This is a genomic window from Amycolatopsis rhizosphaerae (genome assembly GCF_007713715.1).
GTDB lineage: Bacteria > Actinomycetota > Actinomycetes > Mycobacteriales > Pseudonocardiaceae > Amycolatopsis_E > Amycolatopsis_E rhizosphaerae.
In genome coordinates this window covers 1-7,743 of sequence record NZ_VJWX01000344.1, presented here as the reverse complement: position 1 = coordinate 7,743, position 7,743 = coordinate 1, and the positions used below count along the sequence as shown (strand labels likewise).

Genomic DNA, 7,743 nt, shown 5'->3' with positions numbered 1-7,743 from the left:
GTTCGGCCATCCAGGACCAGGAAACGACGGTGCCTTCGGCGCTCACCGGGACGAAGTCGGTGAGCGGGGCCGCGGTGACGGGGTCGTACTCGACCGGCGGCACGTGGACGCGGCCGTCGGAACCGCGGACACCCTCGATCCGCCGCTCGCGCAGGCCGTTCACGAACCGCCCGAACACCGGCCCGAGTGAGCGTGTGTAGTCGAAGCCGACCTCGAGTGGGGCAGACAGCGGTGTAGTCACAGCAGAAGTGAAACACGTTCTCGAAATCGCGGCAAGATGCCACGGGTGATACCTGTCCGCATGTGAAACGAGTTCTAGATTTACCGGGAGGTCCGCCGGGTCGCACCACCGTCGCGCAGGCTCAGGTAGCGGTCGAGCTCGGTGGCCGAGCGGAGCATGGCCAGCCCCCGCGCGGTGAGTTTCCGCCGCCAGTCGGTCAGCGCGTGCGACAGGGCTTCGGTGCCGCCTGCCGTCCGGATCTGCCGGACCACGACGGCTATGGACTCCAGCGGGTAACCCCCGCGCCGGAGGAGGTGGGCGAGCTCGGCATCGCGGACGTCGGCGGCGCGGAAGACGCGGAATCCGGTGGCCGGGTCTCGTGCCGGGGCGAGGATCCCGGTCTCCTCCCAGTTGCGCAAGGTGGCCGGGGTGACGCCGAGGCGGCGTGCGAGCTCGCCGATGGTCCGGACATCGGCGGCCACCGGGCGGCCCGGTCCGGCCGCGGGTGCCGCGGTCAGGTGATCCACCGCCTCCCGTACCGCGTCGAGGGTTTCCCGGTCGCGGAGCAACTGGCTGTGGCCGCGGTCGATGACCGCCAGGACGTCGTCGAGTTCGTCACGGTGGACCGCGGTCATGATCCGCCCGGCGGCCGGGTGGCCGTACGCAAGGACGAGCGCGAGATACGCGTCCAGCGCCGCCGCATGCACCTCGGTGTAGATCCGGTATCCGCTGGCCGTGCGCTCCGCGGACGGGATGAACCCGTCGCGCTCGTAGTTGCGGACCGCCTGGGTCGAGATGCCGTGCCCCCGCGCGAGGTCGGCTGGTCGCAGTGTTATCACCGCTTTGAGACTTTACTCCCTTGATTGGTGGCGAGTGCGGGAGAAGTCTCCACCGTTTTTTCAACGATACGATTGAGACTCATGAGTCAGGACATTCGACACTTCGTAACGGCGTCAGACGGGCTGCTGGCGCTTGGTGAGCCGACGCATTGGGAGCCCGCCTTCGGGCGGGTCCGGAACGAACTGTTCGCGCGGCTGGCCGGCCGCGGCTTCCGGTCGATCGCCCTCGAGACCGATCGCGTGGCCGCGCTCGCCGTGGACGACTTCGTCCAGAAGGGAGTGGGCACGCTCGACACCGTGATGCGTGAAGGCTTCTCGCATGACTTCGGAGAGCTGGACGTCAACCGGCAACTGGTCGCCTGGATGCGTGAATACAACGAAAACCGGGCGCCGGAAGAGCGAGTGGCCTTCCACGGCTTCGACGCCCCGATGGAGACGATGAGTGCTCCGAGCCCGCGGCGCTACCTCGAACACGCCCGCGACTACCTGGAACTCGACCTCGATCTCGCGAGTCTTCTCGGCGAGGACGAGCGGTGGAGCCGCCAGGAGGCGGTCATGGACCCGGCTCGGTCGCCCGGTGCCACGGCCGAGGCCGAGCGGCTGCGATCGATCGCCGACGACCTGCTCGTCATGCTCTACGTGCGCGCACCGGGACTGATCGCGGCGACTTCACGCGCCCGCTGGTTCAGGGCCAGGACGCACCTCACCGCAGGTCTCGGCTTGCTGCGTTACCACAAGCAGGCGGCGCAGCACCTCGAACAGAATGCGCGGATATCCCGCCTGTCCGCCACCAGGGACGCGCTCATGGCCCAGAACCTCCTCGACATCCGAAGCGCCGAGAGCGGGCGCGGTGCGACTCTGGTCTGCGGGCACAACCGCCACCTGCAGAGGAACCCGAGCATCATCCGTGTGCCGGGGCTGGACCTCGAATGGGTCTCCGCCGGTGCCATTACGGCGGTTCTGTCCGGCGAGCGGTACACCTTCGTCGCCGGCAGCCTGGGGCGCAGCGAGGTACTCGGGGTCCCGGAGCCCGAGCCGGATACCTATGAGGGCTCGCTCCAGCGCCGGATCGCCACGTGGGGTTTCGCCACGCCCGCCGCGGACGCTTCCGCCCGCCCGCGAACCGACGTCGCTCACCAGCAGCGGTACATCCCGCTCGACCAGGAAACCCTCGACGCGGCCGACGCGGTGCTGCACATCAGCGTCGGTGCCCTGAGCGCGGAAGCCGGCCGCTGATCCCTTTTCCGCGCTTGTGTTCCACGTTTCGCGGGTGAGTTCCCCGTTTGCTTAAGAGTAGGCTCTGAGGGTCGTAAATGCCCTCAGGGTGTCCCCATCTTTCGGTGCACGTCAGGGGCTATTCGAACGCAGTTCGAATAGCCCCTGATCGTGTGATGTTGTTGGCGTTGTGTCGTCGATAGGCTTGTGAGGTGACCGAAAACTGGGGGTTTTCCGGGCCCGATCCGGAACTGTACGACCGCATCGCCCATCTCGATCGGGATGAGGTGTTGTCGCTGATCGCTGCGGCTGAGGCCTGTGCGAATGCGTGTCAGGCGGTGAAGCTGGCCGCGGTCGCAGCGTTGGGGGATGCGGATTCGGTGGCGAAGGAGGTTGCCCTGGAATTGCATTACGGTGCGCGCCAGGCGGAGGGACAGGCATCGCTGGCACGGGATCTGGATGCGACCCCGGGGTCACCTCTTCCGTCAACGGCCCTGGAAGTTCGGCCGACGCTTCTCGGTGAAGGCGCGGGGACCTTCCTTGGCGTCGTCGGACTGGAAGACCTTGAGTCCGTACTGGGCTTCGAGCTTGAACGCCTCTTCTTCGTGCATGCCCTCCGTGTCGCGGATGGTGCGCAGGATCGCCTGCACCGCCAGCGGTCCGTTCGCGGCGATCAGCTCGGCCACCTCCAGCGCGTGGTCCAGCGCGGTGCCGTCGGGGACGACGCGCCCGATGAGGCCGATCTCCTTCGCCTCGGCCGCGGTGATGTGCCTGCCGGTCAGCAGGATCTCGGCGGCGACGGTGTAGGGGATCTGGCGCGGCAGGCGGACCGCGGAGCCGCCCATCGGGAACAGGCCCCAGCGTGCCTCGGACACCCCGAACTTCGCGCTCTCACCGGCGATGCGGATGTCGGTGCCCTGCAGGATCTCGGTGCCGCCCGCGATCGCGGGCCCCTCGACCGCCGCGATCAGCGGTTTGGTCAGCCGCCTGCCCTTGAGCAGACCCTCGATCTTTCCCGGGTCGAAGGTGCCGCGTTCGTAGGAGTCGGCGGGGGAGTTGGCCGACATCGACTTGAGATCGGCCCCGGCGCAGAACGCGCCGCCGGCCCCGGTGAGCACGCAGCTCCGGATTACCGGATCGGAGTCGACCCGGTTCCAGGCCTCGACCATGATCGCCATCATCTCGCCGCTGATCGCGTTCCTGACCTTGGGCCGGTTCAGCGTCACCACGAGCGTGTGCCCGCGTTGTTCCACCAGAGCGTGCGGCTCGGTCATGCATACCTCCGTCGGGCCCGATGAGACCATTGCCCAGAACGATAACATGTTCTACTTTGGCTGGGTGGCATACAACATCGCGGATCTGCTGGAGCACGCCGTCGACGCCGTGCCGGATCGCACCGCGGTCGTCTGCGGCGGCCGGAGCGTCACCTACGCACAACTGGAAGAGCGCGCCAATCGCCTCGCCCACCACCTTGCGGCGCAGGGTGTCGGCAAGGGTGATCACATCGGCGTGTACTCGCGAAACTCCATCGAGATGGTCGAGACGATGTTCGCGGCGTTCAAGCTGCGTGCCATCGCGATCAACGTGAACTACCGGTACGTCCACGGTGAGCTGAAGTACTTGTTCACCAATGCCGACCTGGTCGCGCTGGTGCACGAACGCCAGTACTCGGACAAGGTCGCCCAGGTGCTGCCGGAGGCGCCGAAACTGAAACACGTTGTAGTTGTCGAAGACGGGAGCGGGCTGCCCTACGAAGGGGTCGCCTACGCCGACGCGATCGCGGAGGGCGCACCGAACCGCGACTTCGGCGAGCGCAGCGGCGACGACATCTACATGCTCTACACCGGGGGCACCACCGGTTTCCCGAAGGGCGTGATCTGGCGCCACGAAGACGTGTTCCGCGCACTCGGCGGCGGGATCGACTTCGTCACCGGCGAGTACGTGCCCGACGAGTGGACCCTGGCCGAGCAGGGCAAGCAGGGCGGACTGGTCCGCCTGCCGGTCGCCCCGCTGATCCACGGTGCCGCGCAGTGGGCCGCCTTCGGCGGCCTGTTCGCCGGCGGCACCGTCGTGTTCGTGCCGCAGTTCGACCCGGACGACGTCTGGCGCCACATCGTCGACCACAAGGTCCAGGTCCTCACGGTCGTCGGCGACGCCATGGCCCGCCCGCTGATCGAGGCCTACCACCGCGGCGGTTACGACGCCTCGTCGCTGGTCGCGGTCTCCAGCCACGCCGCGCTGTTCTCGCAGTCGGTCAAACAGCAGTATCTCGAGGCCTTCCCCAACGTGCTGCTCACCGACGCCATCGGCTCCACCGAAAGCGGCTTCACCGGGATCGGCATGGTGGCCAAGGACGCCGACCATTCGCAGGGCCCCCGCGTCAACTTCAGCAAGCACTCCATCCTGCTGGACGAGGACGACAACGTCGTCGAGCGCAAGCCGGGCGCGATCGGCCGGATCGCGCGGCGTGGTCACGTGCCGCTGGGCTACTACAAGGACCCGGAGAAGAGCCGGACCATCTTCGCCGAGATCGACGGGGTCCGGTACGTCATCCCCGGCGACTGGGCGCGCTACGAGGAGGACGGCACCGTCACCCTGCTCGGCCGCGGCTCCCAGTGCGTCAACACCGGCGGCGAGAAGGTCTTCCCGGAAGAGGTCGAGGGCGCGCTCAAATCGCATCCGGACGTGTTCGACGCACTCGTCATCGGCGTGCCGGACGAGCGGCTGGGGCAGCGGGTCGCCGCGGTCATCCAGACCCGTCCCGGCCAGACGCCCGACTTCGCCGGGATCGAAGCGCACGTGCGGAAGGAGATCGCGGGGTACAAGGTGCCGCGCTCGATCTGGGTGGTCGACAGGATCGGCCGTTCGCCCAGCGGCAAGGCCGACTACCCGTGGGCGCAGAAGTACGCGGCGGAGCACACCCCCGCCGTCCAGGTCTAGGAAGGAACCCTCATGCGTACCGCGTTGTGCGACACGCTCGGCATCCAGTACCCGATCTTCGGCTTCACGCCGTCACAGCATGTCGCGGCGGCGATCAGCAGGGCCGGTGGTCTCGGCGTGCTCGGCTGCGTCCGGTTCAACGATCCGGAAGAGCTCGACGAGGTGCTCGACTGGATGGACGCCAACACGGACGGCAAACCGTACGGGGTCGACATCGTGATGCCGGCGAAGATCCCCACCGAGGGCACCCAGGTCGACCTCGCCAAGCTGATCCCCGACGAGCACCGGGCGTTCGTGGAGCGCACCCTGCACGAGCTGGGGGTGCCGGAGCTGCCGGAGGACACCGAGGAACGCGCGGGTGTGCTGGGCTGGCTGCACTCGGTGGCCCGCTCGCACGTGGAGGTCGCGCTCAAACACCCGATCAAGCTGATCGCCAACGCGCTCGGCTCCCCGCCGAAGGACGTGATCGACCAGGCGCACGCGCACGGGGTGCCGGTGGCGGCGCTCGCGGGCAAGGCCGAGCACGCCGTGCGGCACGTCGACAACGGGGTCGACTTCGTGGTGGCGCAGGGGTACGAGGCCGGGGGCCACACCGGTGAGATCGGTTCCATGGTGCTGCTGCCGGAGATCGTCGACGCGGTAGGCGACCGCGCACCGGTGCTCGCCGCGGGCGGGATCGGCTCCGGGCGCCAGGCGGCGGCGGCCCTCGCGCTCGGTGCGTCCGGGGTGTGGATGGGTTCGTACTGGCTGGCCACCGAGGAGTACCTCAACACGATGCCCGCCTCGGCCGCGATGCAGACCGCGCTGGTCCGCGCGAGTTCGTCGGACACCGTGCGGACGCGGATCTACACCGGGAAACCGGCCCGGCTGCTCAGGACGAAGTGGACCGAGGCGTGGGCGAAGCCGGACGCACCGCAGCCGCTGCCGATGCCCCTGCAGAACCTGCTGGTCACCCCGGCGCACAACCGGCTGCACGAAACGAACGACCCGGACCTGGTGTCCATGCCGGCCGGTCAGATCATCGGGCGCATCAAGGGGATCCGCCCCGTCGCCGAGATCATGGCCGAGCTGGTCGAGGGCTACGAGCAGACGCTGGCGAGGCTCGACAAGACGCGCTGATTTCGCGGGTGCGAAGCGGCCCCCGCCGGTGAGGGTGGGCGGGGCCGCTTCACCGTGTCCGCGAGGAGAAGCGGATGGGCCAGGTGGCCGCACCGACGGCGAGGACCACGATCCCGGAGATCACCGAGACGGCGGGCAGGCTGAAGGCGAGCACGACACATCCGGCCAGGCCCACCGCGGGCACGATCCGCCATCGGCGCAGCGTCCAGGCGCTGGCGTTGGCGATCGCGTAGTAGGCCAGCACGGCGAACGAGGAGAACCCGATCGCGCCGCGCAGATCGGTGAAGGCGACCAGGATCGCGACCACCACCCCGACGGTGACCTCCGCGCGATGCGGCACCCCGAACCGCGGGTGCACGGCGGCGAGCACGGCCGGGAGGTGGCCGTCCCTTGCCATCGCGAAGGTCGTGCGGGACACGCCCAGGACGAGCGCCAGCAGCGAACCCAGTGCGGCCAGTGCCGCACCGGCCCGCACCACCGGGGCGAGCCACGACGGGACCGCCTGCGCCAGTGGGTCCGCGGCGGTGGCCAGGTCGTCCGGTCCGAGTTCGAGCAGCAGGGCGATCGCGACCGCCGCGTACACCACGAGCGTCAACCCGAGCGCGATCGGGATGGCACGCGGGATCGTCCGGGCGGGGTCGCGCACCTCCTCGCCGAGCGTGGCGATGCGCGCGTACCCGGCGAAGGCGAAGAACAGCAGTCCGGCCGCCTCCAGGATGCCACCGGCCCCCGAACCGGGGAAGCCGGAAAGCGCTTGCGTGCCCGGGTGGCCGACGACCGCGATGGCCACCACCGAGGCGGTGAGCACCAGCAGCGTCACCGAGACGATGATCCGGGTGACCAGCGCCGACCGCTGCACACCCCGGTAGTTCAGTGCGGTCAGAGCGAGCACCGCACCGGCCGCGATGGCCGATTGCCAGTGCCGCGAGAGCCCGGGTGCGGCGTAGGCGGCCACGGTGAGCGCCATCGCCGCGCAGCTCGCGGTCTTCCCGACCACGAATCCCCAGCCCGCCAGGTAGCCCCAGAACGGGCCGAGCCGTTCCCGCCCGTACACGTAGGTTCCGCCGGAGGCGGGGTAGCGCGCGGCGAGCCAGGCGGAGGACATCGCGTTGCAGTAGGCGACGACGGCGGCCACGGCGAGCCCGAGGAGCAGGCCCGGCCCGGCGGCGCGGGCCGCGGGCGCGAAGGCCGCGAACACCCCGGCGCCGATCATCGAGCCCAGGCCGATGACCACCGCGTCACCGGTGCCCAGGCGCCGCTTCAGCTGATCGGACAAGTGCTGGCTCCTCACTCGGGGCACCCTGGCGGATCCATTCAACCCCAGCCTCCCCCGTGCGCCCGTGCGAGTCCCGATGCAACCGTCCGGGGTGCCCGTACCGTCTTGGCGGCATGAGGTGGAAAGGAATGCTT

7 protein-coding genes are annotated in these 7,743 nt (G+C 69.2%); 3 read left to right on the top strand and 4 right to left on the bottom strand.

Annotated elements, in window-relative coordinates; all coding sequences use genetic code 11:
* Together FNH05_RS26700 and FNH05_RS26695 are read right to left on the bottom strand one after the other, a co-directional pair.
* Nucleotides 1-241, bottom strand: a 241-nt coding sequence (locus tag FNH05_RS26700; RefSeq protein ID WP_483964229.1) for a PhlB family protein, incomplete at its 3' end; no start/stop codon positions are given.
* Between the two features lie 80 nt (nucleotides 242-321).
* Entirely contained in the window at nucleotides 322-1,059 is a 738-nt protein-coding gene (locus FNH05_RS26695) for a TioE family transcriptional regulator (RefSeq protein ID WP_144591469.1), read from the bottom strand.
* An 81-nt stretch (nucleotides 1,060-1,140) separates the two neighbouring features.
* Between FNH05_RS26695 and FNH05_RS26690 the strand changes: the two genes are divergently transcribed.
* On the top strand, nucleotides 1,141-2,295 hold the full coding sequence (locus tag FNH05_RS26690; RefSeq protein ID WP_144591468.1) for an erythromycin esterase family protein: 1,155 nt from the start codon (nucleotides 1,141-1,143) through the stop codon (nucleotides 2,293-2,295).
* A gap of 464 nt (nucleotides 2,296-2,759) precedes the next feature.
* Here the strand turns inward: FNH05_RS26690 and FNH05_RS26685 are convergent, their stop codons facing one another.
* On the bottom strand, nucleotides 2,760-3,548 hold the full coding sequence (locus FNH05_RS26685; RefSeq protein WP_144591467.1) for a crotonase/enoyl-CoA hydratase family protein: 789 nt from the start codon (nucleotides 3,546-3,548) through the stop codon (nucleotides 2,760-2,762).
* Nucleotides 3,549-3,612: 64 nt separating this feature from the next.
* On the opposite strand from FNH05_RS26685, the gene FNH05_RS26680 reads away from it, so the two are divergent.
* Nucleotides 3,613-5,214, top strand: coding sequence for an acyl-CoA synthetase (locus tag FNH05_RS26680; RefSeq protein ID WP_186382753.1), 1,602 nt, complete (start codon nucleotides 3,613-3,615; stop codon nucleotides 5,212-5,214).
* A 12-nt stretch (nucleotides 5,215-5,226) separates the two neighbouring features.
* Nucleotides 5,227-6,333 (top strand): NAD(P)H-dependent flavin oxidoreductase, encoded by a 1,107-nt coding sequence (locus tag FNH05_RS26675; RefSeq protein ID WP_144591465.1) that lies wholly within the window; start codon nucleotides 5,227-5,229, stop codon nucleotides 6,331-6,333.
* Nucleotides 6,334-6,382: 49 nt separating this feature from the next.
* On the opposite strand, the gene FNH05_RS26670 is transcribed toward FNH05_RS26675, so the two are convergent.
* Nucleotides 6,383-7,609: an APC family permease gene (locus tag FNH05_RS26670; protein WP_281287632.1), complete on the bottom strand. Its 1,227-nt coding sequence runs from the start codon at nucleotides 7,607-7,609 to the stop codon at nucleotides 6,383-6,385.
* Nucleotides 7,610-7,743: the final 134 nt, after the last annotated feature.

Excerpts from the sequence above, each read along its gene's own strand:
- FNH05_RS26690 (WP_144591468.1), top strand. The coding sequence starts at position 1,141 with ATGAGTCAGGACATTCGACACTTCGTAACGGCGTCAGACGGGCTGCTG.
- FNH05_RS26685 (WP_144591467.1), bottom strand. The coding sequence starts at position 3,548 with ATGACCGAGCCGCACGCTCTGGTGGAACAACGCGGGCACACGCTCGTG.
- FNH05_RS26675 (WP_144591465.1), top strand. The coding sequence starts at position 5,227 with ATGCGTACCGCGTTGTGCGACACGCTCGGCATCCAGTACCCGATCTTC.